19 protein-coding genes and 2 tRNA genes are annotated in these 23,808 nt (G+C 74.7%); 6 read left to right on the top strand and 15 right to left on the bottom strand.

What is annotated here, in order from left to right; all coding sequences use genetic code 11:
* Positions 1 to 59 precede the first annotated feature (59 nt).
* From tilS to E1B22_RS04195, 5 genes are all read right to left on the bottom strand, one after another.
* Positions 60 to 2,294 carry a tRNA lysidine(34) synthetase TilS gene (tilS, locus tag E1B22_RS04215; protein ID WP_135224687.1) on the bottom strand — a complete coding sequence of 745 codons (2,235 nt, stop codon included), beginning with the start codon at positions 2,292 to 2,294 and terminating at the stop codon, positions 60 to 62.
* Between the two features lie 313 nt (positions 2,295 to 2,607).
* The gene (locus E1B22_RS04210) at positions 2,608 to 5,109 is read right to left on the bottom strand and encodes a SpoIIE family protein phosphatase (protein ID WP_243123713.1); all 2,502 of its coding nucleotides are present in this window, start codon (positions 5,107 to 5,109) and stop codon (positions 2,608 to 2,610) included.
* Positions 5,110 to 5,623: 514 nt separating this feature from the next.
* A complete protein-coding gene (locus E1B22_RS04205; protein WP_243123712.1) occupies positions 5,624 to 6,667 on the bottom strand; it encodes a tRNA (adenine-N1)-methyltransferase in 1,044 nt (347 codons plus the stop codon).
* Between the two features lie 21 nt (positions 6,668 to 6,688).
* Positions 6,689 to 7,441 carry a ribonuclease H-like domain-containing protein gene (locus E1B22_RS13115; protein WP_135224685.1) on the bottom strand — a complete coding sequence of 251 codons (753 nt, stop codon included), beginning with the start codon at positions 7,439 to 7,441 and terminating at the stop codon, positions 6,689 to 6,691.
* A gap of 162 nt (positions 7,442 to 7,603) precedes the next feature.
* Positions 7,604 to 8,086, bottom strand: coding sequence for a hypothetical protein (locus tag E1B22_RS04195; RefSeq protein ID WP_135224684.1), 483 nt, complete (start codon positions 8,084 to 8,086; stop codon positions 7,604 to 7,606).
* 342 nt (positions 8,087 to 8,428) lie between these two features.
* On the opposite strand from E1B22_RS04195, the gene E1B22_RS04190 reads away from it, so the two are divergent.
* A complete protein-coding gene (locus E1B22_RS04190; protein WP_135224683.1) occupies positions 8,429 to 9,082 on the top strand; it encodes a helix-turn-helix domain-containing protein in 654 nt (217 codons plus the stop codon).
* Here the strand turns inward: E1B22_RS04190 and E1B22_RS04185 are convergent.
* The 4 genes from E1B22_RS04185 to E1B22_RS04170 form a co-directional block, all read right to left on the bottom strand.
* A complete protein-coding gene (locus tag E1B22_RS04185) occupies positions 9,013 to 9,699 on the bottom strand; it encodes an SOS response-associated peptidase (RefSeq protein ID WP_135224682.1) in 687 nt (228 codons plus the stop codon). The genes E1B22_RS04190 and E1B22_RS04185 overlap by 70 nt on opposite strands.
* A 219-nt stretch (positions 9,700 to 9,918) precedes the next feature.
* Complete coding sequence (locus tag E1B22_RS04180; protein ID WP_135224681.1) at positions 9,919 to 11,334, bottom strand: NTP transferase domain-containing protein; 1,416 nt, start codon at positions 11,332 to 11,334, stop codon at positions 9,919 to 9,921.
* A gap of 3 nt (positions 11,335 to 11,337) precedes the next feature.
* Complete coding sequence (locus E1B22_RS04175) at positions 11,338 to 12,456, bottom strand: inositol-3-phosphate synthase (RefSeq protein WP_135224680.1); 1,119 nt, start codon at positions 12,454 to 12,456, stop codon at positions 11,338 to 11,340.
* Between the two features lie 1,368 nt (positions 12,457 to 13,824).
* A complete protein-coding gene (locus E1B22_RS04170; RefSeq protein ID WP_135224679.1) occupies positions 13,825 to 14,310 on the bottom strand; it encodes a hypothetical protein in 486 nt (161 codons plus the stop codon).
* Positions 14,311 to 15,119: 809 nt separating this feature from the next.
* On the opposite strand from E1B22_RS04170, the gene E1B22_RS04165 reads away from it, so the two are divergent.
* The 4 genes from E1B22_RS04165 (at position 15,120) to E1B22_RS04150 (ending at position 16,918) form a co-directional block, all read left to right on the top strand.
* Positions 15,120 to 15,196: transfer RNA gene (locus E1B22_RS04165), tRNA-Met, on the top strand.
* A gap of 17 nt (positions 15,197 to 15,213) precedes the next feature.
* Positions 15,214 to 15,399 carry a hypothetical protein gene (locus tag E1B22_RS04160; protein ID WP_135224678.1) on the top strand — a complete coding sequence of 62 codons (186 nt, stop codon included), beginning with the start codon at positions 15,214 to 15,216 and terminating at the stop codon, positions 15,397 to 15,399.
* A gap of 119 nt (positions 15,400 to 15,518) precedes the next feature.
* Positions 15,519 to 15,591 (top strand) — tRNA-Lys (locus E1B22_RS04155).
* A gap of 229 nt (positions 15,592 to 15,820) precedes the next feature.
* Positions 15,821 to 16,918: a polysaccharide deacetylase family protein gene (locus E1B22_RS04150; RefSeq protein WP_167758844.1), complete on the top strand. Its 1,098-nt coding sequence runs from the start codon at positions 15,821 to 15,823 to the stop codon at positions 16,916 to 16,918.
* A gap of 261 nt (positions 16,919 to 17,179) precedes the next feature.
* On the opposite strand, the gene E1B22_RS04145 is transcribed toward E1B22_RS04150, so the two are convergent.
* The gene (locus E1B22_RS04145; RefSeq protein WP_135224676.1) at positions 17,180 to 17,773 is read right to left on the bottom strand and encodes a cob(I)yrinic acid a,c-diamide adenosyltransferase; all 594 of its coding nucleotides are present in this window, start codon (positions 17,771 to 17,773) and stop codon (positions 17,180 to 17,182) included.
* 192 nt (positions 17,774 to 17,965) lie between these two features.
* Here E1B22_RS04145 and E1B22_RS04140 point away from each other — a divergent pair, with 192 nt between their 5' ends.
* Positions 17,966 to 18,787 carry a hypothetical protein gene (locus tag E1B22_RS04140; protein WP_135224675.1) on the top strand — a complete coding sequence of 274 codons (822 nt, stop codon included), beginning with the start codon at positions 17,966 to 17,968 and terminating at the stop codon, positions 18,785 to 18,787.
* A 229-nt stretch (positions 18,788 to 19,016) separates the two neighbouring features.
* Here E1B22_RS04140 and E1B22_RS04135 read toward each other — a convergent pair whose 3' ends face one another.
* From E1B22_RS04135 to E1B22_RS04115, 5 genes are all read right to left on the bottom strand, one after another.
* A complete protein-coding gene (locus tag E1B22_RS04135) occupies positions 19,017 to 19,709 on the bottom strand; it encodes a succinate dehydrogenase iron-sulfur subunit (RefSeq protein WP_243123711.1) in 693 nt (230 codons plus the stop codon).
* Between the two features lie 94 nt (positions 19,710 to 19,803).
* Positions 19,804 to 21,540: a succinate dehydrogenase flavoprotein subunit gene (sdhA, locus tag E1B22_RS04130; RefSeq protein ID WP_135225940.1), complete on the bottom strand. Its 1,737-nt coding sequence runs from the start codon at positions 21,538 to 21,540 to the stop codon at positions 19,804 to 19,806.
* A 21-nt stretch (positions 21,541 to 21,561) separates the two neighbouring features.
* The gene (locus tag E1B22_RS04125; RefSeq protein WP_135224673.1) at positions 21,562 to 21,939 is read right to left on the bottom strand and encodes a succinate dehydrogenase; all 378 of its coding nucleotides are present in this window, start codon (positions 21,937 to 21,939) and stop codon (positions 21,562 to 21,564) included.
* 12 nt (positions 21,940 to 21,951) lie between these two features.
* The gene (gene sdhC, locus E1B22_RS04120) at positions 21,952 to 22,317 is read right to left on the bottom strand and encodes a succinate dehydrogenase, cytochrome b556 subunit (protein ID WP_135224672.1); all 366 of its coding nucleotides are present in this window, start codon (positions 22,315 to 22,317) and stop codon (positions 21,952 to 21,954) included.
* Between the two features lie 190 nt (positions 22,318 to 22,507).
* Positions 22,508 to 23,596, bottom strand: coding sequence for a M42 family metallopeptidase (locus E1B22_RS04115; RefSeq protein ID WP_135224671.1), 1,089 nt, complete (start codon positions 23,594 to 23,596; stop codon positions 22,508 to 22,510).
* Between the last annotated feature and the right edge of the window lie 212 nt (positions 23,597 to 23,808).

Raw genomic sequence — 23,808 nt, 5'->3', positions numbered from 1 at the left:
AGGCCTGCCCCCGGCCGGCGCCGGGTCAGGCCGGACCTCTCCGGCGTCTCCTCACGCTTTCACGCCTCCTGCTTGCCCGCAAAGGCGCCCTCATTATAACACGGTGGGTTTGGCGCCGCCATTCCGCGCCAGGCCTCGTCCCGCGCCGTCGGGCGCGCCCGCCCGTCCCCGGCCGACCCGGTCGGGTCGGGGTGACGCGGCCCGTCCGCTTCCCGGGGCAGCCGGGCCGTCACCTCGAGGCTCAACAGGCGCTCGGCATCGGGACGAACGCGGCCCGCCTCCGCGACCCGCACCCCCACCAGCCACAGGATCGTCCCCTGCGGGCTCCCGTCCCCCGCCCCGGCTCGCCCCCGCCCCTGGGGCTCGGGCCCGCCGTCCTCCCCGTCGTCCCGTCCCGTCGCCCCCGGGTCGCCGACCACCACGAGCCACGGCGGCAGGATCGCCCCCGTGCCCCGCTGGGGATCGATCACGTACAGATCCCCCCGGCGGACGGCGGTCCGGTAGAGCCGCTCCACCGGTCGGCGCCCCCGGGCGCCCAGGGGCTGCAGGGTCTCGCCGGGGCGCGGAGGGCGCACCAGCAGCACCGGGCGCACCGCCTCGCCGGCCCTCCGGTCGCCGCCGTCCTCGGGGGCCGCGGCAGCCCCTGCCGCCCCCGAAGCCGCGCGCGGTCCGCCGTCGGGCGCCTCGGCGACGGGCCACCCCATCAGGGCGCGAAAGGCGAAGCGGGCCCCCGCCCGGTCGCCCCGCCGGGCATCCGCCGCCTCCGCCGCGGCGAGGACCGCGTCGCGCGCCGCCCTCGCCGCCTCGCCCTCCAGCCACCGCGCCCGCAGCCACAGGCCGCAGCCCAGGGGCACGGCCCCCGGCACGGGCAGGCGCATCGCCGCCATCGCGGCCGGCTCCGTCGCCGGTGCCTCCGCGGGTGCCGTCGCCCCGGCAGGACCCGGCCCCCGGTCGACGCCCGCCCGCCCCGCCGACCGGCGGTCCGCCGCCTCCGGCCCCGTCCCGTCTCCGCCGGCCGTCGGCCCGGGCGTCCCCGCCACCGGCGCTTGGTGACTTGGGCGACCCCCCGGGTCCCCCGATCCGGTGGCGGCCGCAGCCGGCCCGCCAGCGAGCCCGGCACCGGCAGCATGACGCGGCACCGGCTCGAGCCACAACCACGTGCCGTCGCAGCGGGCCTGCCACCCCCCGGGCAGGTGGACGGGACCCTCGTCCCCGCCCCCCGCCGCGGCCCGTTGCGCAAGCTCCCGCACGGCCTCGCAGTGGACCCAGGGCAGGGGACGGCCCGTCCGCCGATGGTAGGCGGCCTGCAGCAGCCGCCGCTGGTCCGCCGGCGCCAGGCGCCCCAGGTCGCCCACGCGACACGCCCAGCCGCGCCCGGTCTCGACGCCCAGGCGAACCTCCAGGGCCCGGGTCCGGCGGGCGAGCCGATCCGCCTCGGCCGCCAGCGCCGATGCCACCCGGGCCAGGGTGGGGATCACCCGGGGATTGAACTCCGCCTCCAGCAGGGGCAGCAGCCGGTGGCGGACGCGGTTGCGGCGGATGGCCAGGTCGCGGTTCGTCGGGTCGTCGCGCCAGGACAGCCCGCGGGCGGCGGCATAGGCGGCCAGCCGGTCCGGGGTCACCGCCAGCAGCGGCCGGACGAACCGCCCGCGCCGGGGACGCATGCCGGCCAGGCCGTGCAGGCCCGCTCCCGCCAGCAGCCGGAGGAGCACGGTCTCCGCCTGGTCGCCCGCGTGATGGGCCAGCGCCACCCGGTGGGCGCCGAATTCCGCGGCCATGTCGACCAGGGCCCGATAGCGCGCCGCCCGCGCCGCCTCTTCCAGCGACCAGCGCCCGCGGGCGATGCGCACCCGGCGCAGCAAGAAGGGGAGGCCGCGGCCCGCGGCCTGCTCCGCCACCCAGCGGGCGTCGGCCGCGGACTCGGGGCGCAGGCCGTGGTCGACGTGGGCGACGCCCAGGGCGTCCAGGGCCAGGGACGCCCGCAGGCGCCACAGGCAATCCAGCAGCACCATGGAGTCGCGCCCGCCGGAGACGGCCACCAGGACGCGCTGGCCCGGCTCCAGCAGGCGGTGGCGGCGGATGGCGGCGAGGACGTCGGCGAGGAGGTCGTCGGCACCCCCTTGGTCGGCGGCCCCGGACGACGGCGCCCCGGGGTCCGTCCCGGGCGGGGTGGAGCGGGCCGGCGACGCCGTCCCGCCATCGCCCGCTGCCCCGGGGGCCGCCTTGGCGGCCTCCCCGGGCATCGACGCGGGCCCTGCCATGGGATGGCGTGGGAACCGGGGGGAGGTGTCCATCGCCACGGCTGCCTCCTTTCCCCCGGGTCCGCAAGGCCGGGTTCGTCCGGCGTCACGGGTCGCACGGGCCGGCCTGCTGGGGGATGCAGGGGGCCGGGCACGAGATGCCGTCGCCCCTGCCCGTAGCGTAGCGCATCGCCCAGGGCGCCGTCCGCCGCGAGGCGCCGCGCCTCCCCGGACTGCGGTCCACAGGCTGCACCGGGCCCAGGCCGCCAAGGCGAGCGCGGCCTGCCGCCGCCATGGGCGCGAGGCCGCGCTGGGGGAGGGGCGGTGCCGACGCGGCACCGCCACGGGGAGAGAGGGTGGGTTGTGGCTACCGCAGGCCGCCGGCGCCCAGGCGGATGCCCGCCGCGGCCGCCTGCGCCCGCGGCAAGAGTTTGCCGGTGACCACGGTGATGTCATCGGGGGCGCGGTCGCCCGAGCGCCGCAGGGCCTCCTTGACGATGCGGGCGGCCACCCGGCGCGGGTCGTCGTCCTCCACCCCGGCCAGGAAGCCGCGGATCCAGGCCGTGCCCGCCTCCACGTCGCCGAAGGCGGCCAGGACCCCGTCGGAGATCAGCACCACCAGGTCACCGGGTTCGAGGACGCCGACGACCGATGGCACCTCGCCGACCTCCACGGACCCGGCGGGCGGCGCGGCCTGGGCGACCACCTGGACGTCCCGCGCCCGGCGGACGAAGCTGGGCGCGGCGCCGACCTTCACGAACTCGATCCGCCCGCGGTCGAGATCCAGGGTCGCCAGGTCCACCGTCGTGTAGCTCTCGCGGTCGCGCAGGGCCAGGGCGGTGTCCAGCAGGCGGACCGCCGGGGCGGCGTCGAGGCCCGCGTCCAGCATGCGCTCCAAGAGCTGCAGGACGCGCCGCGACTCCTGGGCCGCCGTCCGTCCCGACCCCATGCCGTCGCTGATGGCCAGCACCATCCGCCCCCCGTCGGCGAAGGCGCGGCAGAGGTAGCCGTCGCCGGAGACCCAGCGGCCGTCCTTGGGCGTGCGCGCCACGCCGACCCGCATCCCGTAGCGCCACCCGGGACGACGCGGGGCGGCGGGGCGACCCGCCCCGCGGGCCACCAGCTCGGCCACCTCCCGCAGCTGCCGCGCCATCAGCCGCTGGTGCCGATCCAGGCGCCGCCGCCACCGCATCTCGACCCGCAGGACTGCGAGGCCCTCGGCCAGCGCCTGGGCGATGGCGGGCAACCGCGGACAACGGTTCCGCAGCGGCACCGGCACCACGTCCGGACGGAACCCCTCCCCGCGCTCGTGGGCGGCCAGGAGGTCGAAGAAGGCCTGGTAGGTGATGGGGAACTCGTCCCGCCAACAGGTGCGGGCCATGGGACACCGCTGGCACCGCTGGCGGGCCACGTCGTTGATCAGCTCCGCCACCTGCTCCCGCGGATCCCACGCGCTGGGGTCGGGCTCGACGAGACGCGCCAGCTCGCTCAACACGGCGGCCCAGGGAGGTGCGCCGGCCGTCTCGGCGGTCGGGGCGACCGGCCCGGCCCATCCGCCATCGCCCCCGGGGGACGCCCATCCCGCGGGCACCGCCCCGCCCGGGGCATCCGGGATGGCCGCCGGCCCGAAGCCGCCCTGGGCGACGGCATGGCCGTGGGGATCGGCCGGGGCCGCCGGCCCCCCGCCCGTCCCCCCACCGGGGGCGGCGTGCCGCCGGGGGCCGGTGTCGGCGGCCGGGGGCGCCGCCCCGGGCGCGGCGCCGACGCCGATGGGTGGCGCCGGGCCGCTGGCAGCAGCGCTAGCGGGCCCGGGCCACGTCGCCGCAAGCCGCCGGGCCAGCCGGGCCGGCCAGCCCGCGGCGCTGGCCGCCGCATACAGGGCGAGGGCGGCCAGGCTCCCGGCCACCAGCTGCGCCGCGGCGGCGGGGGTCGGCAGGGCGCCGCACACCACCGCCGTGGCCAGGACGAACCCGCCGATGGCCGCGCCCTGCCCATACCGCTGCAGCAGGCCCGCGGCCGTGCCGGCCATGGCCAGCCAGGCCAGCCCCGCCAGGGATCCCTGCCCACCCAGCAGCCCCAGCACGCCAGCCGCGGTCCCCACCAGGGCGCCGGCGGGGGCTCCGCCCACGTGGGCGGCCACCAGCACCGCCATGCCGCGCAGGGCCGCGGCCGCGTCGACCCCCAGCAGCCGGACCCCATCCAGCCCGCCGGTGGCCAGCACGGCCAGCAACGCCAGGGCCCGCCGGCCCTGCCGGGCGCTGACCACGGGCGGCCCCGCCGCGAGGGGGTCCAAGGCCACCGGCAGCCGCGGCAGCAACGGGATCCCCACGGCCACGGCCTGGCGCATCCAGGGCAAGGCGACGAGCACCAGCACGGCCGTCACCGCCAGGCCGGCCAGCCGGTCCAGCTCCCACCCGAGGGCCGTGCGGGGCCAGGCCCAGAGGGCGCCCGACAGCAGGACCGCGCCGGCTGCGGCACCGTCCAGGAGGCGCCAGGACGCGGCGGGCAGCGGCGAAGGCGGGGTCCCCATCGCCTCAGCCCCCTCCACCGGGGCGCGGTGGGTCGATCCGGCCGCCCGGGAAAGCCCACGCTGCACGCCCCGCACCAACAGGGCCGTGGTGCCCAGCACCGCCGCCCCGTAGACGGCCCCGGCCCCCACCGCGCCGGCCATCCCCACCGCCACCGTCCACCACCCCAGGCGCGGCGCCATGGTCAGGACGGCCAGCGCCAGGGGGAGGACCAACGGCGACGGCAGCCCGCCGGGCTGCACGCGGCCGGCCAGCCAGACCAGCAGGGCGGCCCCCGCCCAAGGGGGAAGCCCGGCCATCCAGGACCGGAGCCGGGCGAATCCCACCGCCAGGCGGGTCATCGCCGCCGCCCCCACGCTCCCCTCGCCCGCGCGCCGGGGAACTCCGGGCTCCGGGCCGGGTTGCGGACCTCCGTCCGGGCCCCGGAGCGTGCGGCGGCCCGGCGCGGCGCGCACCCCCGCCCTTCGGTATTGACGTTCCGCTTGACGTTCCGCGAGCATCACCCGGTCACCCCGCTCCCACCGGCGGCGCGCCTCCCGGGGCCCGGTGGACGTCGGGCGCCTGGTGGACGCCGGCCGGTGCTTCCAGTCCCAGGGCCCGTCCCGCGGGGGACAAGCCGTGGCCCGATTGTACAGGGGGTGCGGGTGGGAGCTTTGTCACAATGAGGGGGCGGCGGGAGGAAAAATTGCGACAAGGCTTGCCACAGCGCCCGGGTCGAGGCGACACGGCCCCCGCCCCGCGGCCTGCCGCGGCGCGGCTGCGGGGCGAGGGCCGGCGGACGCCGCGATGCCCCCATCCGTCCGCCCGAGGCCAGGACGGCCGGGGGCGGGTCGACGGGCGGTGCCGGGCTCCCCCTCAAGGGGAGCCGCCCTGGGGATCGCTGGGTTCGTCCCCAGGGGGCACGGGGGAGGCCTCCCCCGCGTCCGCCGAGGGGTCGCCGGACGCGGGCGTCCCGCGGCCAGGTGCGCTCGCGGGAGACCCGCTCCCCGGCTGGGCGTTGCGCCCACGGTCGGCGGCCCCTTCCCCCCGGTCCCCGGGCACCACCCGCCGCGCCGTGATCAGGAAGCCGGTGTGGGCCACCATGCGGTGCTCCGGGCGCACGCTGGCGGCGGTGACGTGCCAGGGACGCAACAGCAGCTCGATGGTCTCGATCAGGTCCCAGGCGGGGTGGCGGCGGAGCGAGGTCACCAGCTGCTGGACCTGGTTGGTGGTCGGCAGCCAACACAGCAACACGCCGCCCGGCCGCAACGCCCGGGCGGCGGCCTCCACGCAGTGGACGGGTTCCGGCACGTCGAGCACCACCGCGTCCAGGTCCCGTTCCTCGATCCCGGCATACACGTCGCGGATCTCCAGGCGCCACCAGGCCGGGCGACCGCCGAAGAACCGCTCCACGTTCTCCCGGGCCAGGCGGGCGAACTCCGGCCGGCGCTCGTAGGAGATGACCCGGCCGGACGGGCCGACGGCCCGCAGCAGCGCCAGCGTCGTCGCCCCCGAACCCACGCCGGCCTCGAGCACCCGGTCGCCCGGCCCCAGGTTCGACCGCACCACGATTTGCCCCAGGTCCTTGGGATAGATCACCTGGGTCCGCCGCGGCATCAGCAGGATGTAGTCCTCGAGGGTCGGCCGCAGCACCCGCAGGACGCCACCGGTGCTGGTGGTGACGGCGCCGCCCTCCGGCATCCCCACCACCGCTTCGTGGCGCACGACACCGCCCCCCGGCGCCTGGAAGACCCGACCGGGTCCCAGCCGCTGGAGGCGCCGCCGCTGCTTGTGGTCCACGAAGACCACCAGATCGCCCATGGCCAGCGGGCCCCGCTCCGTCCCCAGGGACGGCGGGACGTCCCCGCTGCCATCGGACGGACGAACCAGCCCTGGTTGGGTCCCTTCGTTGCGTTCCACCGTCTCCGTCTCACCCCGCACTCATGGGGACGCCGACGGTCCCGGATGGCCGGGTTCGCCGCCCGCGGCCGCGCGGCCGTCCATCACGGCGATCATCGGCTCCAGCCGCCGGTAGAGCTCCGCCGTCGCCCGCGCATCGGCCAGGCAGTAGCGGGCGATGTCGTCGATCCGGCCCTCTCGGTAGGCTGCGCCCACCGCCGAGCCGTCCATCGCCTGCTTGGGCGAGGCGATGCCGAACTGGTGGCACCAAAATAGGAAGGAGTTGCGCTGCCGCACACCGTAGAACGAGAGGACCTCGGCCAGGTCGCAGTGGTCCTGGAAGCTGTACCTGTAGGGAACCAGGTTGCGGGTGGGGGTCACGCCCAGGATCGCCGACCGGATCATCAGGAACGGGCCGTCGAAGGAGCGCCCGTTGAAGGTGACGAGGGTCCCGGCGTGCTGGCTCACGTACCGCCAGAACTCGGCCAGGATCTCCCGCTCGCTACCCCGGAAGATCTGCGCGTCGCCGTCGACGCCGGCGAAGGGTGTCCACCGGGGCTCCCGGACCGAGGGATCCGCCACCAGCACGCCGCCCCGGTCCTCGTAGGGGCGCCACAGGGCGATGGCGACCACCCGTCCCGTCCCCGGGTGGAGGGCCAGCTGGTCCTTGACCCGCTGCCGCTCGTCGTCATCCCGGGCGCGTCGCAGCAGGTAGTCCTGCACCTCGGGGTGCAGCTCGTCCCACTCGATGCCCACGGTCTCGATGTCGACGGCCAGCGGCGAAGGTTGCGCCATGATGCCTCCTCCCGGTGCCCTGGCCGCCGTGGCCTCCGCGGGGCCGCGGACCCGGGCCGCCGTCGCCGGCACGGCCAAGCTGCGGCGCCGGCCAGCGACCGCGGAGGCAAATCTCCCGGCAGGGCACCAGGAGACCATTCGCGGGACGAACAGGCCTTCCTCCTAGCGCCGCCGCCCGCCCATCCGCCCGGCCAACGACTCGAGTCCCTGGGGATCGGCGATGCCCTCCTCCTCCACCGTCCGCGCGAAGGCGCGGGCGCCGTCCAGGCACTCCGGCGGGAAGGAGAACAGGTGGACCACCCGGCCCGTGTCGACGATCACCAGGTGCTCCTCCACCTCGTCGCCGTCCCCGTCCCGAGCGCGGCCTCGCCGCCCGTCGCCGGAGACGACCGCATCCCGCCGCCGAGCCCTCAGGGTGCCCGGCCGCCGGACCACCGCCCGCACGGCGACCCAGGCGCGCTCGGCGCCTGCCTTGCCATAGGTCTCCACGCGATACCAACCGTTGGACAGCGGGAGGATGCGGGCATCGACCCCCAGCCTGCGCGCCTCGGCCGCGATGGTCTCTGCGAGGCGCCGGCCCGGCACGTCGACCCAGCCAAATTCTGCCAGGTCCCGCATCGCTGCCGAGATCCCGTCACCCACCACCGGATCGCCCGCCCTTTGGCCTCTCGGGCCCCCCGCGGGCCCGCTCGCGGCGAACTTGCGTCGCCTTTAGTGAATCCTACCACGCCTTCTAAGCGAAGGAAATACGCCGACGGCGTATCCGAGACCCCGCCGTTCCGTCGTCCCCTCCGCCCGGGGCGGACCGGCGTCCGTCCCGGTCGGCCCCGAAGGGGCCAAGGCCCCTCGCCTTCCCCCGCGGCCGCGGCGTGCGGCGCGGCGGCCGAACCGCTGGCCGCCTCGGCGTCGCATCCTGTGGGGACGTCGCCCAGGGCGAACCCGCCCGGCTTTATCGCCGCTTCCGGCGGTGCTAATGTTCTTCACGCCATGCAGTCCGATCCCGCAGCCGTCGGCAACCGCATCCGGCTCGCCCGCCAATCGGCCGGCCTCTCGATCAAGGAGCTGGCGCGGCGGGCCCACATCTCGCCGTCCCATCTCAGCGACGTGGAACGGGGTGTCAAGTACCCGTCGCTGCCCGTCGCCGCGACCCTGGCGCGGTTGCTGGGACGCAGCCTGGATTGGCTGGTGACCGGCTACGACGGGGCGCCGGGCCCCCTGGATCTACGGGTGCTGCTCCGCGACCCGGGCCGCACCGTGCACTACCAGGGCGTCCCCTTGACCGACACCGCCCGCGAATACCTGGTGGACCTGCTCGATGCCGCCTGGAACCTGGCCTGGCTGACCGGTGCCGTGGCGGTGCGGGTGGCCGGTTCGTCCCCCTTCGCGGCGGCGCAGCCGCCGCCTCCTGGCCGCGGGAGCACGCCGTCGCTGCCCCCACCCCTGAGATCGGGTCTGCAGGCGCCGCTTCCAGCCCCCTACCCCGACGATCCCGTGGCCCGCGAGTGGGTGCGACAGGTGGTGGCCGATGCCCTGGGCCGCTACCTGGGCGGCGGGCCCGTCGCCACGGGGCCTCAGTCGGCCTCGCCGCCCGGCGACGGCAACGGCGGCCCGACGGGCATCACGCAGCCGGGGTCGTCGTGACGCGGCGAGTTCACCCGCGGGGAGACGGGGTAGGCGACCATCGCCGACGCCGGGTACGGCTCCCACGCGGCCGCCAGTTCCTCCGGCGGGATGTCGGCGTCCAGCCATGCCGCCTCCCACTCCGGCCGCAGGATGACCGGCATGCGGTCGTGGACCTGACCGACCAGCGGGTTGGGCCGCGTGGTCAGCACGCAGCAGGTCCACACCGGACCGTCGGAGCCCTCCCAGCGCTCGTAGATCCCCGCCAGCGCGAAGGGGCTGCCGTCCCGCAGCCGAAAGAGCACGGGCAGGCGCGCCTTGCCGCGGCGCATCCACTCGTAGAAGCCGTCGGCGGGGATCAGGCATCGCCGACGGCGCATGGCCTGGCGGAACATGGGGCGCCGGGCGGCCGTCTCCGCCCGCGCGTTGATGGGACCCGGGCGCGGATCGTCGCTCCACGGAGGGATCAGGCCCCACCGCAGCCGCGCCGGTCGCCGCGCTCCCCCGGCCGCCACCACGGCGAGCACCTCTTGGCCGGGCGCCACGTTGTAGCGCGGCACGTGCCGGCCCTGGAGGTCGACCAGAAAGCGACGCTCCAGTTCCACGGCGGGCGTGGTCAGGGTGAACCGACCGCACATCGGGCTGCGCTCCCGCCTCCGTCATCGTCGTCGGCCGCTCCGTCGCGGACGCCAGCACCGAGTATACCAGATGCACCCAGATGGCATCCCCCGCCGGCGTCAGGACACCGGCCGTGCGACCGCGTGCCTGCCGTGGCCCCCGCAGGAGCCATGTCGCAGCAGGGGCCGACGTGACCGCACCGGGGACCCATGGGGCCGTCGGGCGGGTTCACGGCGCCTTCAGCGGTCCTCGCCCCCGAGGTGGCGCCAGGCGTGGATCAACCGGCCCAGCGCCAGGGCATGGGAGACGGTGGCCAGCAGGACCAGGGCAGCCAGCGGGGCACCGGCGAGCCCCGCCAGGAAGACCAGGAAGTAACGCCCGTCGCGGTTTCCCGGCACCCAGCGCAGCCAGGGCGGATCGTCGCGCAGGGGGTCGAACCGCCTCCCGGTGGCCTCGCGTAGGAGTTGCAACCGGTCCTTCATCAGCGCCGAGAGCGGCAACCCGGCCATGGCGGCCAGCGCCGCGGCCGCCGTCGTCGGCCAGCCGGCGCCTGCCCCCAGCGCGCCGGCCGCCAGACCCGCCACGACGACGGCGTCGGCATAGCGGTCCAGGACCGTGTCGAGGAACGCGCCGCGCGGCTGGGCCTCCAGACGAAGCCGGGCCAGCTCGCCGTCGCAGCCGTCCAGCACGGAACCCAGTTGGCAGAGGATCCCGCCGAGGACCGGTGCGCCGGCGGCGAAGGCCGCAGCTCCCGCCAGGACGGACGCGAAGGCCATCAGCGTGGCACCGTTGGGTCCCACCCCCGCCTGGGCGAGGAGCGCGGACAGGCGCCGCGAGAGACGACGGTTCAACCAGCGGGCGATGGGGCCGTCGCCCCCCGAGGCGGCGGCGTGGGCCAGCAGCCGCTGCCGAGCATGGTCCAGGGCGGCGGCATCGTCCACGTCGACCCACCACCCGTCGGTCACCCGCACGGCGCCCAGCCGCCCCTTCTCCGCCAGGCGACGAGCTCCCGCCGTCAGGGTCACCGGTTCGACGCCGGTCCCCTCGCCCGCGGCCGCCTGGGCGGCCGCGGCGTCCGCCAGGGCGGCCAGTTCGTCCAGGAGACCGGGCGAGCCGATGAAGACGCCCGTGTCCACGGCGTCGAAGGCGTCCAGGTCCTTGCCGATGGCCTCGATCCGCGTCCCGCCCGCGCTCGTGCGCACCTTGGTGGCCTCCGGCAGGTCGAAGACCTGCTCGAGCCGGGGATCCACCAAGAGCAGGGCGCCGCCTGCGGCCAGTTCGTCCCGCCGGGCCTCGGCGGCGGCCACGGCCTGGCGGGCCAGCTGCGGGTCCATCACGTGGTCGGCCATCAGCAGGAGGAAGGGGCCGTCCACCCGGCCCCGTACGGCGAGCAGCGAGGCGCCGTTGCCCCACGCCCAGTGATCGGCGCGAACCACCTCGACCCACGGACGACCGCTCGCCCGGATCGCCCGTTCGACCTCCTCCGCCTGCCAGCCGGTCACTACCCACACCCGTCGGCAGCCGGCCTGGCGCGCGATGCGCAGGGCCCGTTCCACCAGGCTGATGCCGAAGAGCCGGTGCAGCGGCTTGGGACAGGAAGCGGCCGTGCGCCGGAACCGCGTTCCGGCGCCGGCCGCCAGGACCACCGCGTCCACCGGTCAGTCGCCCGCCTGGGTCCGCGCCGCCACGGGCTCGCCCCGGATGAAGGCCTCCACCAGGCGGCGCGCCTCGTCATCGGTGTACTGCACCGGCGGCGACTTCATGAAGTAGGCGGAGACGGGCTCGATGGGACCGGCCAGGCCGCGATCCAGCGCCAGCTTGGTGCAACGGATGGCGTCGATCATCACGCCGGCGCTGTTGGGCGAGTCCTGCACCGAGAGGCGCAGCTCCAGCTCGATGGGCTGGTCGCCGAAGCCGACGCCCTCCATGCGGATCATGCAGATCTTGTTGTCGTTGAGCCAGGGCACGTAGTCGCTGGGACCGATGTGAAGGTCCTCGCCCGGCAGCGGCTCGCCCAGCTGGGACTGGACCGCCTGGGTCTTGGACTGCTTCTTGCTCTTGAGCCGGCTGTGGTTGAGCATGTTGAGGAAGTCGGTGTTGCCACCGAAGTTCAGCTGGTAGGTGCGGCGCAGCCGGACGCCCCGGTCCTCGAACAGCCGGGTCAGCACCCGGTGCACGATGGTGGCGCCCACCTGGCTCTTGATGTCGTCACCGACCACCGGCAGGCCCTTGCGGCGGAACCGCTCCGCCCACCGCGGCGACGAGGCGATGAACACCGGGATCGCGTTGACGAAGGCCACGCCGGCCTCCAGCGCCGCCTCGGCGTAGTAGCGGGTCGCCTGTTCCGAGCCCACCGGCAGGTAGTTGACCAGGATGTCCGCCCGCGTCTCCCGCAGCACACGGGCCACGTCCACCGGCGGCTCGTCGGCGAGGACGAAGGTCCGGTCCTCCGGGTAGTCGGCCATGTGCTCGCTGACGCCGTCCAGCACCGGACCCATCTGCACGGTGACGGGGATGTCCGGCAGGTCCGGGCAGAACACCGGCGTGCAGTTGGGCTTGGCGAAGAGCGCCTCCCGGAGCGGCTTGCCCACCTTCCTCCGGTCGACGTCGAAGGCAGCGACGATCTCGATATCCGCCGGCCTGTAGCCGCCGATCTCCGGGTGCATGAGGCCCGTGCCCTGGCGAAGCCGCTCGGGATCGGCGTAGTAGTAGATCCCCTGCACCAGCGAGCTGGCGCAGTTGCCGACGCCCGCAATGGCCACACGGATCTTCCCCATCGCAGCTGCCCTCCTCTCCCAATGCCAACCCGACGCCCCTCGGGAAATCGGGCGGAAGCGAGGATGCCCCTCCACCGCGTCTCCCCGCCGGTCTCCGCGCCAGCGGCTCCCGCGCAGCGGCCACCGTCCGCGGACGAACCGGCTCCGCTCCCACCACCGCAGTCACCGCGTTCCTCCACCACGCCACCGCGTGGATGCGCCCCCGGGATGCCCCTGCCCGCGGGGTCGCCCATCCGCCGCGCCGCGGCCGGCAGCCTCGTGGGCGACGCGCGGCACCCCCTGGGACACCGCCTCCGCCGCCGGCGGAGGCAGCCGCGCCGCGTCGGGGAGGAGGCCGGCCCACGCTCCCGCGGCCTCGCCCTGACCGGGGCCGACCCCGCGCGGGCTCGAGGGATCGTCGTGGGCGACGGATCGGCGCGCCGACGGGTCGGCGCGGCGGGCCGCCCGGGATCGGCCCTGCCCCTGGTCGACGGGCCCGCTCGACGCCGAACCGCAGCCGACGACGTGGTCCCTCGGACGGTGGGGTCTCCCCCGATGCACCGGTGTCGCCGGGAGGTCATGCGGTCACACGACCAGGACGCCGGCGAGACCGGGGATGCACGGGCGGCTCGGGACCCCGGTTCGTCGATCGGGTACAGCGACCCAGGCCCCCGGACCGTCGACCGGGCACGGGGCGCACCGCGGGCGCCGGGAACCGCAAACCCGCGCCGCCCGGCGATCCCTGGGTCCACCCTGGGACCATGGTGGACGCGCGATCCGCCCGTCCCCAGGACGCCTCGACGCCTGGCACCCCGCGGCCTTGCCGCACCCCGTCCCGCGGGGGTTTCAGATCCGGGCACGGGGCGAGCCACACCGGGGCGTGACGGCGGGCGGGCGAGAGCCCTTCGCCCCCGCGCCCGGCGGCGCAGGAACGCCTGGGCCGTGGCCGCGACCATGGTCGAGCGGGGATCGCACCACCCGGACGGGCCGATACCCCGACCCCTGCCACCCCCGGCGTCGGCACGGGGATGCCGCATCACAAGCCGCGCCTGCGCGGCCCATCGTCTTCATGAGTTGGCGGCATGGAACCGTCCGGCATCCCGCCGCTGAGGCGGTACCGGAGTAGCCTACCGGTGTACCATGGATGGACATCGGGCGGGGCCATTCCGCCGGCGCGACCGGCCATGGCCCACACCGCGAACGGGACGTGAGTGAGATTCGAGACGAATGGATCCCTTTCGGCCGGCCGAAACCGTGGGGAACGCTGCGCTCCCCGCGATCACCACACGACGAACTGGGAGGACGCGGTGGATGGTGGATTCATCCTGATCAGTCTATTAGCACTCATCATGGGCGGCTGTCAACAGGGCTTCCTTGGCCGACTCGCCCCTACGGGCCCACCACCGTCGTCGCCGGGCCCCGCAGGCCGGGTTCCTGCCCGGCCGCGGCGTCCCCTGCAGTCGTGCCCGCAGCCCGCGGACCGTGCGGGTCCGGGAGGTCGTGCCGATGGGCAAAGGCCTCCGCCAGATGGCAGAGGAGGCGGCGGTCATCCCAGGTGCGGGGCGCGAGCCCCGCCTCACCTGCCCGGGCGGCCAGGTGGAACGGTCCCACGCCGCACACCGGGCAGTACAGGAGCCACTCCGTCTCGTAGCCGCCCCGGGCCAGAACGTACTGCAGGCCGAGCACCGGGCGCACCTCACGGAACTGCTGGTGCGCCCACGCGCGCACGGCAGCGCGGAAGCCGGCCTCGTCCCAAACGGCCCGGGATCGGGCCGCCGGCTCCAGGACCGCGGCGACCACATCGGCCCGATCCATCACGAAGGCCGCACATTGGCGCGCGGCGTCACCAAAGCGGCCCAGTAGCACCCATCGCACGGAAGGCCCCCCTTGCGGCTCGTGACGACGGCATCGCAACGGCCCGACGGCATGCCCCCCGTTGCATCGAGGGGGTTCCCAGCGATCACGCCGCCCTGCCGCCCGGGCCGGGTGCGGTCTCGTGGAACGCAGACCCCCAACGGCTGGGATCGGGCTGCGCGGGGACCCGGCTGGGGCATGGACCGGGGCTGGACCGGGCGGGCCGCCGCGGTGAATCGAGTAAGCCACGGTGCGCTGCGAGGTGACCGCCCATCTGCGAACCCGGACGACAGGCCTCGCCGGCGCGACGGCGCAGTGACCAGCCGGGGTCGCGAAAGAGGCCATCCTCGGATGGACCCAGGATCGCATGGACCGCCCAAATCCCGGGAAGGGGTCTTTTTCCGAGTATTTTTCGGTTGCGCAGTCGGTTCCCTGCGCCAAGGGGAAGGGAATGGGCACCTTCGCCTGGGCCCGCAGCCGCAGGTCTCTGCGGATCGGCCGGCTGGTGTGCGGCGCGCCACCGGCGGGTGGAGGCAACGAGAAGAGCGGTTGCGGGCGCGACGGGACGACCGGTCGAACCCCGGGCACCCTAGGCCCTCGCGCTGGGACGACCGGTGATCCCCCGGCACTCCCGCGCGGCGCGGTCGGCCGCGCGTCGACGTGGCCCCCACCGGCGGTCGGAGGCCATGGGGCAGGCGGCAACGACGCCCTGGGGCCGCTTGCGCACCAGCGGCGGGAGTCCATATAATAGCGCTTGCGGACGCGGGGTCCCACGGTCGCGCAGAGGATCGACGTGGATCCGCGCCGGTGTGCCGGGCTTGCAGGGTTAAGGCGGCGTAGCTCAGTTGGTCAGAGCATGCGGTTCATACCCGCACGGTCGGTGGTTCGAGTCCACCCGCCGCCACCAGGGGAGCCGGTCGCGCCGTGAGGCGGTACGATCGGCGCCGTACGCCGGCGCGCGACGCAGCCGGGGCGGGCCGGGCGGCAGCGCAGGCGGTGCGGCGGCTGGTCGCACAAGCTGGGTCGCGACGGGCCAAGGCCGCCCCGGGGGCCCAGGCGAGCCGGTTCTTCCATGGCGACACGGCCGTGGAGGCCTGCGAACTCCCCTAGCGGGGCGGGCCATAGGATGTTATAATACGGCTGTGTCGCAGCTCGTTCGGGTGAGTGTTGGTCTGCGGTTCCCTGCGGTTCGAGGGTTGATAAGTCCGCTGTTGGGATGATCTCATCGTAGGCCGTTAGCTCAACTGGTAGAGCACCTGACTCTTAATCAGGGTGTTGTGGGTTCGAGTCCCACACGGCCTACAAGAAACCCGCGCGTATGCGCGGGTTTCTTGCTTGTTTGCATATCCCCGTAGCGTACCCCCCTGTCCCCCCACCGATTCGGACGCGGCTGCTGCAGGCCCCGGCCTTTGGCTGCAGTCCCGCGCGCCGGGCGGGGTGGTGGGGCAGGAATGGTGCCAACGGAAGCGAATCCCAGGGTTGTCGAATGTCGTCGAAGGAGAGGCGAGGGAATGCGAGGAGGCGCATCGGCGTGGGGCGACGGCGGCGAGCGGTGACGGCGGGGATCGCGGTCTTCGCGACCAGCCTGTGCGTCATCTTGGCGATCAGCCTGTATGGCTGGACGGCCCCGGCCGGCGCGGCGGCCAGGCCGGTCTACTACGCCAACCAGGTGGCGGTCCTGCTCTACCACGGCTTCGAACGCCCGCCGGATGGGCCCATCACCGTGACCCGCCGGCAGTTCGACGAACACATCCGCACGTTGAAGGCGGCCGGATTCCAGTTCGTCTCCGCCGAGCAGTTCCGCCGCTGGAAACGGGGCCAGGGGTCGATCCCGCCCAACGCGGTCCTGCTGACCATCGACGACGGCATGAAGGAGATCCACTCCGTGGCGCTGCCCATCTTGAAGCAGCACAAGGTGCCCGCCGTCGCCTTCGTGGTGTACTACCGCATCGACCGGGATCCCAACACCGTCAGCGGCCGGGCCGTGCGCGAGCTGGTGGCCGGCGGCGTCGAGGTGCAGTCCCACACGTACGACATGCACCGCCGCGTCATCCGCCAGCGCGACGGCGCCGACGTGGCGATGGTATGGGTGATGGACGAGGCAGAGATCCGCGCCGACATGGCCCGGGCGCGCCAGCGTCACCGGGAGCTCTTGGGGGACGAACCGGACATGCTCGCCTACCCCTACGGCGCCTACACCCCGGCCTTCGTCCGCGCGGCCCGGGCCGAGGGCATCCGCTTCGCCTTCACGACGAAGCCCGGTCTCGTCTCCCGCGCCACCCCCGACATGGAGCTGCCCCGGTTCAACACGGGCGTCCGCGGCATGACGGGCAAGCAGGTGGTCGACCTGCTGCGCCGCTACGCGCCGGCCGCCCCGGCACCGAAGCCGACCAAGCCCAGCGGATACTACGTCGGGGGAGATCTCTACCGGTCGAAGGCGGAGGCCCAGAAGGCCGCGCAGCGATTCACCCGCCTCACCGGCTACCGGATGTACGTCGCTCCCCACCCCAAGTACAAGCCGCACTACTGGGTGCAGACGGGACGCGTCGCCTCCAAGGCGCGCGCGGCGGAGCTGGCCCGGCGGTGGGCGCGTCTGGGGATCCGCTACGTCGTCGCCGCCTCCGGTTGAGGTGGTGTCGCCTGTCCTCGTCGCCTCCGTGCCGTCGTGGCCGTCTGCGATTGAGCCGACCCGGCCCGGCGGCCCGGTGGTGGACCGTGCCGCCGATGGAGGGGCCGGGGCCTCGTTGCCCCGGTCCCTCCTCGCCCGACCCAGCAGTCCCGGTCGCGGCCCCGGCCTCGCTTTCGCGGCGGCAGGTCCCCGGCCCCGTCGCGCCCCCCCTCGCCCCGCCCCACCGGAGTGCGCCCCGGCCCGCGGCGGTCGGGATGGGGTTCAGCCCCCCTCGTCGGGACCCGCAGCGGGGCCGCGCCAGCCCTCCCGCCCCCACGGAGCGTCGGCCACCCCTGCGCGGTGGTTCACCCAGCGCGCCAGCACGAACAGCAGGTCCGAGAGGCGGTTGAGGTACTGGAGGACGACGGGATTGACCGGCTCCTGGGCGGCCAGGGCCGCAACCCGCCGCTCCGCCCGGCGCGCCACGGTGCGCGCCACGTGCAGCAGGGCCGCGGGGACCGTCCCGCCGGGCAGGATGAACTGCCGGAGCGGCGGGAGCTGGGCGTCGTAGCGGTCGATGTGCGCCTCCAGCTCCGCCACCCGCTGTGCAGGCACCTGGGGCAGGCCGACGCCGCGTCGCCGGGCATCTCCCGGCGGCGTCGCCAGGTCCGCCCCCAGGAGGAAGCAGTCCCGCTGCAGCTCCTGCAAGAGCGGCGCCGGCTCCGCACCGCCCAGGTGGGCCGCGACGAGCCCGAGCAGGGCGTTGAGCTCGTCCACCGCCCCGTACGCCTCCACCCGGGGATGCGCCTTCGGCACGCGCACCCCGCCGAGGAGGCCGGTCTCGCCCCCATCACCCGTGCGCGTATAGATCCTCACGCCCACCCCTCCCCTTCCGTCGCCGGATCCCGTTCCGAGGCGCCCGTCCACTCCCACCCCGCTCCATCCCCCGGCCTGGGGCGGTCGCCGGGGCGCGCCTCGCAAGCCTTCAAAAGGGAGCCCCATCGCGGCGGTCCATCGCCCGGTCTAGGCCGGTCACCGGTGCGCATAGGGGTACAGGGGGTGTCCGCCATGAGCCACCGCCAGGCCGACCCGCGCTCCCCGCAGACGAACCGACCGCTCGCCCGCGGCCCGCGCTCGGAGCGCCCCGGCGACACCTGCTCGGCTCGCCCGCCATCGCCCATCGACGCCCAAGGCCCGTCCGCAGGCCCTGCCCCGGCCCACTCCCCTCGGGCTCCCGTGCCGGGCCCCGCCAGGAGCGAGCCGACGCCGCGCCCCGGCGAGCCAGGGGAGGGCGCCGGTGGTGCGGCCCGCCGGCCCGCGGCCGTTCCCGGCCGCGGGCCGGCGGCGTCCCTGGCGGCCACGCCGGGCGCCGGCCGCCACCGGGCGGCCGGCGCCCGGCCGGACCGATCCGCCCTGGCGTGGGCTGCCCTCGCCCTGCTGGCGTTGCTGGCCGGCCTCCCCTGGATGCTGGCCACGGCGCGCCTGGGGCTGCCGCCCGGCGCTCCCGTCGCCGTGCCCGCCCAAACGGGGCTGGGCATCGCCCTGGAGGGGGACACCGCCCCGGCCGTGTACGAAGAGGGCGGCCCGCCCGTCGCCGTGGGGTCGGCCGCCGACGCGCGGGTCTTCCTGCGCCAGTTCGCGCCGGAGCTGGCCCGCGCGGGCACGACGATCCTCGCCCAGCGGGCCCGCCGCGCGGGCTGGCCGGGCCGGCGCGTCACCCTGACCCAGCTGGTCCTCTTGCGGCAGGGACAGGTGGTCGCCCGCTACGACGTCTGGGACGGCACGGCCACCCGACCGGCCTGGATCCGCTACGCCCGCCTGGCGGGGCGGTGGCATCCGGTGGAGGTGGTGATCGGCGCCCCCGGTGAAACCCTGCCCCGCTCCCGTTGAGGCCGCGCGCCCCGGTCGGCGGCCCCGCGGGCCCCATGCGGGCGTGGCGTGGGAGGGCCGCCTTCATCGCTCATCCCGGCGGCGGCCGGGGCGAAGGGCGCCAGGGGCTGCCTCGCGCCCGACCCCGTCGGGTCCCCACCGGGTCGCGCCCCGGCGCCCGGCCCCGGACGCCCCGGGACCCCCGGCCGGATCCGCCTGCCCGATCCCCCGCGTCGCCGCCGGTTCGTCCCTAGCGCTGGCCCAACAGGATGGCGCGCTTGACCTCCTGGATCGCCCGCGTGACCTCGATGCCGCGCGGGCACGCCTCGGTGCAGTTGAAGATGGTCCGGCAGCGCCACACCCCGTCCCGCGAGTTCAGGATGCGCAGCCGTTCGTCCGCGGCCTGGTCGCGGCTGTCGAAGATGAAGCGGTGGGCGTTGACGATGGCCGCGGGCCCGACGTAGTCCGGGTTCGCCCAGAAGGAGGGGCAGGAGGTGGTGCAGCAGCCGCACAGGATGCACTTGGTCGTGTCGTCGAATCGCTCGCGGTCCTCGGGGGACTGGAGTCGCTCCCGCTCGGGCTCCGGGTCGTCGTTGATCAGGTACGGCTTGATGGCGCGGTAGGCCGCGAAGAAACCAGTGAAGTCGACGATCAGGTCCTTCTTCACGCGGAAGCCGCGCATCGGCTCGACGGTGATGGGCTGGGACAGCTCCTTGACCAGCGTCTTGCACGCCAGCCGCGCCTTGCCGTTGATGATCATCGCGTCGGAGCCGCACACGCCATGGGCACAGGAGCGTCGGTAGGCCAGGGTCCCGTCGATCTCCCACTTGACCCGGTTGAGCAGATCGAGCACCCGGTCCGTGGGATCGGCCTGCAGCCGGTACTCCTCCCAGTGGGGCTCGCGATCCCGCTCCGGGTTGTAGCGCCGGATCCGCAGCGTCACCTGCAAGGTCCTCACTCCCCGTGCGCCGCTGACATGAACCCGCTCGACCGGCCGGGCGCCGGCCCCTTCGCCGCCGCCCGCGCCATCGGCCGGGTCAGTACTTCCGCTCCTGGGGCTGGAAGCGGGTGATCACCACGGGCTTGTAGTCGATGCGGATCCGCCCGTCCTTCTCCCTGTAGAGCAGCGTGTGCTTCAGCCAGTTGGCGTCGTCCCGCTTGGGGTAGTCCTCCCGCGCGTGGCCGCCCCGGCTCTCCTTGCGGTTGCGAGCGGCCACCACCGTGGCCCGGGCGCACTCCAGGAGGTTGCCCAGCTCCAGGGCCTCCAGCAGGTCGGTGTTGTACATGGTGCCCCGGTCGTCGATGGCCGCCTCCTGGTACTGGGCGTCGAGCTCGTCCAGGATGGACTCCATCGCCGCCAGCCCCTCTTCCGTCCGGAAGACCCCGGCCTTGTCCATCATCTCCTCCTGCAGCCGGGCGCGGATGGCCGCGATGCGCTCGCCCTTCTCCCGCGTGCGGAAGCGCTCGATCTGCTGGCGCGCCCAGTCGGTGGCGTCGGCGGGCAGCGCCGGCCAGTCCGCCTCGCGGGCGTACCGGGCCATGTGGCGCCCCGCCCGCCGGCCGAAGACCACCAGGTCCAGCAGGGAGTTGGTGCCCAGGCGGTTGGCGCCGTGGACCGAGACGCAGGCGCACTCACCGGCGGCGTAGAAGCCCTCCACCGGCGTGTTCTTCGCGTCCCAGATCACCCGGCCGTCGACGTCGGTGGGGATGCCGCCCATCTCGTAGTGGGCGGTGGGCTGGATGGGGATGGGCTCCTCCACCGGGTCGATGCCCAGGTAGGTGCGGACGAAGTCGGTGATGTCGGGCAGCCGGGTCTCGATGACCTCCCGGCCCAGGTGGGTCAGGTCGAGGTGCACGTAGTCCTTGCCGTCGATGCCCCGCCCTTCGCGGATCTCCAGGTAGATGGCCCGTGACACCATGTCCCTGGGCGCCAGGTCCTTGATGGTGGGGGCGTACCGCTCCATGAACCGCTCGCCGTGGCGGTTGCGCAGGACGCCGCCCTCGCCCCGGGCGCCCTCGGTGATCAGGATGCCCAGGCGGTAGATGCCCGTCGGATGGAACTGGAAGAACTCCATGTCCTCCAGGGGGATGCCGTGACGGAAGGCGATGGCCAGCCCGTCGCCCGTCAGGGCCAGGGCGTTGCTGGTCACCTTGTACATGCGGCCGGCGCCGCCGGTGGCGAACAGCGTCGCCTTGGCGTGGAACACGTGCAGGTCGCCGGTGGCCAATTCGACGGCCACCACGCCGGCCACCCGCCGCCCGTCCATCACCAGGTCGACCACGTGGAACTCGTCGAAGAAGCGGACGCCGTGCTTGATGGACTGCTGGTAGAGGGTCTGGAGGATCATGTGACCGGTGCGGTCGGCGGCGAAGCAGGAGCGATGGACGGGCGCCTTGCCGAACTCCTTGGTGTGGCCGCCGAAGCGCCGCTGGTTGATGCGCCCGTCCGCGGTGCGGCTGAAGGGCAACCCCATGTGCTCCAGCTCGTACACGGCCTCGGGCGCTTCCTTGCACATGATCTCGATGGCGTCCTGGTCGCCCAGGTAGTCGCTGCCCTTGACCGTGTCGAACATGTGCCACTCCCAGTGGTCTTCCTCGATGTTGCCGAGGGCCGCGCCGATGCCGCCCTGGGCGGCCCCGGTGTGGGAGCGGGAGGGATAGAGCTTGCTGACGACGGCCACCTTGAGGTCGGGGTACTTGGCCAGCTCCACCGCCGCCCGCAAGCCGGCACCGCCCGCCCCGACGATCACGGCGTCGAATCGATGCGTGTGGATCCGAATCGCAGACACCCCCGATCAGGCCGGGAACGGGAAGGTCACCAGGACCACGGTGCCCAGCACCAGGAGGACGAAGGTCACCACGTAGAGCAGGGACAGCCAGAAGGTGCGCCACCCCGGCCGGTGGGCGTAGTCGTCGACGATGACCCGGATCCCGTTGGCCCCGTGGAACAGCGCCAGGACCAGCATCACCCAGTCGTAGGCGCGCCACCCGATGTTGGCCCAGCGCCGGGCCACGAAGTCGTAGTCGATGATCTCCACGCTGTTGAGGATGTGCATGATGTAGAGGTGTCCCAGGACGAGGAACACGAGGAGCAGGCCGGAGATGCGCATGAAGAACCAGGACCACAGCTCGAACCCGCCGGCCGGGCGCGGGCTCCCCTCACCGTAAGCCACCCCGCCACCCCCCTAGCCGAAGAGGCGGCCCAACATGATCACCGCCGCCGGGATGAAGAGCACGAGGAAGACGATGACCTCCGCCACCAGCAAGGGTTTGTGCCACCGCAGCGCGTTGGGCCAGAAGTCGATCAGGATCACCCGCAGGCCGTTGACGGCGTGGTAGACCACGCCGGCCACCAGCACCACCTCGAGCACCATGAATACCGGCGCCCGGTACAGGGCCATGACGTGGTCGTAGACCTGCGGCCCGAAGCCGGCCAGAAAGGTGTCGACGATGTGCATCATGAGGAACAGCATGATGCCCACGCCGCTCAGCCGGTGGAGCATCCACGCCCACTGGCCCTGGCTGCCGCGGTAGCCGCGGTAGAGGCCCATCCCCACCCTCCTCTCAGCCCCGCGGGCGGCACCCGATGCCGCGGCCGCCGGACGCCGCCCGCGGTTCGCCCCCGCCCGATGCACGGACCGATGCGCAGACCGTCACCGATCGGCCAGCAGTCCGTCACCGACAAGGAAAAAGTACGAACAGCGGCACGACGAAGTCAACGTGCGCCACCGGTACCGCGCCTCAGCCGCGGCGGAGGCCCTCCACCGTCGCCGCATCCAGCCGGTGCACCAACGCCACCAGCAGCCGCACCGTGTTCTCCACGTCGCCGAGGTGGACGATGGCACCGTGACTGTGGACGTAACGCGCCGGCGGACCGATGACCACCGCCGGCACTCCCCGCCCGTGGACGTGGAAGAACCCGGCATCCGTCGCCCCGCCCGGCATCATGTCGAACTGGTAGGGGATGCCCTCGGCCTCGGCGGTATCCGCCACCAGGTCCCGCAGGCGGCGATGGGGCACCATGCTGCTGTCGTACAGCAGCACCGTCGGACCACGGCCCAGACGGCTCTGGGCCTCGTCGGGCGTCACACCGGGCATGTCGCCGGCGATCCCCACGTCCACCGCCACGGCCACGTCGGGGTCCACGGCGAAGGCGGCGGTGCGGGCGCCGCCCCCGGTGCGGGCCACCTCCTCGTGCACCGTGGCCACCCCGTAGACGGTGTTGGGGTGCCGGGTCCCGGCCAGTTCCTCCAGCACCCGGACGACCACGGCACAGCCGACCCGGTCGTCCAGGGCCTTGGCCAGCACCAGGTCCGGGTCGTGCAGCCGGGTGAAGGGGCCGTGGGGCACCACCGGATCGCCGGGCCGCACCCCCCAGGCCTCGGCCTGCTGGCGACTGGAGGCCCCGATGTCGATGAACATGTCCTTGAGCTCGACGGGCTTCTTGCGCTCCTCAGGGGGCAGCAGGTGGGGCGGCTTGGAGCCGATGACGCCCAGGATGGGGCCGCGGCGGGTGTGGACCACCACCCGCTGGGCCAGCAGCACCTGGCCCCACCATCCCCCCAGGGGCTGGAACTTGAGGAAGCCTTCCTCGGTGATGCGTCGCACCATGAAGCCGACCTCGTCCATGTGGGCGGCCAGCAGGACCCGCGGCCGGTCGGCGTCCCCGCGGCGGCGGGCGATCAGGCTGCCCAGGTGATCCTGCTCGAGATCGGCCACGGGGGCCAGGTGCCGGCGCATCACCTGGCGGACGGCGTCCTCGGCCCCGGGGACGCCCGGAGCCTCCGCCAGCTCCGCCAGCAACTCCGCGGTGTCACGACGCGACGTCAAGGGCGGACATCCTCTCCCGGTTCGACCGCCGGGGTCCCACGCCCATCGGGCGCCGCCACGCTCCCCCGGCCCGCGGCGGGGGCGATGGCCGCGGGCCTCGCCGCCCCCGCCACCGACGGGTCGGGGCCACGTCACGGCCCCGCCCCGCGCGGGAAGGGGCGGATGCCGCGCGGCCTCGCGGGGCGGATGGCCCCGCCCCCTCGCGCCGCGCC

Origin of the sequence: Thermaerobacter sp. FW80 (assembly GCF_004634385.1) — a bacterium.
GTDB lineage: Bacteria > Bacillota > Sulfobacillia > Thermaerobacterales > Thermaerobacteraceae > Thermaerobacter > Thermaerobacter composti.
This window is presented reverse-complemented; position numbering and strand designations above follow the sequence as displayed.